Source organism: Bartonella sp. MU70NMGDW (assembly GCF_042194085.1).
GTDB classification, from domain to species: domain Bacteria; phylum Pseudomonadota; class Alphaproteobacteria; order Rhizobiales; family Rhizobiaceae; genus Bartonella; species Bartonella grahamii.
On the sequence record NZ_JBHIMK010000393.1, the window covers coordinates 1 to 1058 of the forward strand.

Annotated in this window: 2 protein-coding genes and 1 pseudogene; all 3 read left to right on the plus strand. The window is 39.8% G+C overall.

Features of this window, described 5'->3' with window-relative positions:
• Positions 1 to 245, plus strand: a 245-nt coding sequence (locus ACFIKE_RS11215; protein WP_375650015.1) for an MnhB domain-containing protein, incomplete at its 5' end; no start/stop codon positions are given.
• Entirely contained in the window at positions 245 to 586 is a 342-nt protein-coding gene (locus tag ACFIKE_RS11220) for a Na+/H+ antiporter subunit C (protein ID WP_375641225.1), read from the plus strand. The genes ACFIKE_RS11215 and ACFIKE_RS11220, both read left to right, overlap by 1 nt.
• Positions 586 to 1058, plus strand: a pseudogene (locus ACFIKE_RS11225) (cation:proton antiporter); the annotation flags it as partial. The gene ACFIKE_RS11220 and the pseudogene ACFIKE_RS11225, both read left to right, overlap by 1 nt.

Sequence of the window (1058 nt, forward strand, 5' to 3'; positions counted from 1 at the left end):
TGTTGTCAGTCGTAACGGGGATGGGCTCTTGGTTTTTTGGATATCCTTTTTTAACATCCTTTTTTCGATATATTCATCTTCCGTTAATTGGAACAGTTCCCATGGCATCTGCTTTTTTGTTTGATTTTGGTGTGCTTTCTCTTGTGTTGGGAGCAACCATTCTCATTTTAATTGCACTTGCACACCAGTCAATTCGGAGTTACCGAATCGGTAAGAAACCTATTTTAAAAGAGAAGAAAAATTAATGGAAATAGTTCTTTCTTTGGGTATCGGTGTTTTTGTTGGATCAGGTATTTGGCTTGTTTTGCGGCCACGTACTTTTCAAGTCATTCTTGGTTTGTCTTTGATCTCCTATGGTGTTAATCTTTTTATGTTTTCAATGAGTAGACCGCGTAGTAATGCTGCCCCAATTGTTGATCCTAACACTGTTATTAATCCCGCTAATTACGTCGATCCTCTCCCACAAGCCTTGGTTTTAACTGCGATTGTGATTGGTTTTGCAACGACAGCTTTATTTTTAGTTATTCTTCTGGTTTCACGTGGTTTAACGGGTTCTGATCACGTTGATGGACGTGAGGTGCAATAATGGAAGTAGGGGTGCATCATCTCCTTATTTTGCCTATTCTTTTGCCGTTAATCACTGGAGCACTTCTTCTTTTTTATGATGAACGTCGTGCAAAATTTAAATCATTCATCAGTCTTTCTTCTGGGGGACTGTTGGTCGTTACTGCCATTTTATTGGTTATGCGTACTCTTGAAATAGCACCGGCTTGCGATGTTTATCGACTGGGCAATTGGCCTTCTTCCTTCGGAATTGTTTTAGTCCTTGATCGTTTAAGCGCCATGATGCTTTTACTTTCAAGCTTGTTGGTGACTAGCGTGTTGGTTTTTGCTCGGGCTCATTGGTACAAGGCTGGTTCTCATTTTCAGTCACTGATGCAATTTTTTATGGTGGGGATAAATGGCGCTTTTTTGACCGGCGATTTATTTAATTTATTTGTATTTTTTGAAGTTATGTTAACGGCTTCCTATGGGCTTGCTTTGCATGGTTCTGGTCA

What these genes read in the sequence shown, in the direction of transcription:
- ACFIKE_RS11220 (WP_375641225.1), top strand. Translation starts at nt 245, where the DNA reads ATGGAAATAGTTCTTTCTTTGGGTATCGGTGTTTTTGTTGGATCAGGT.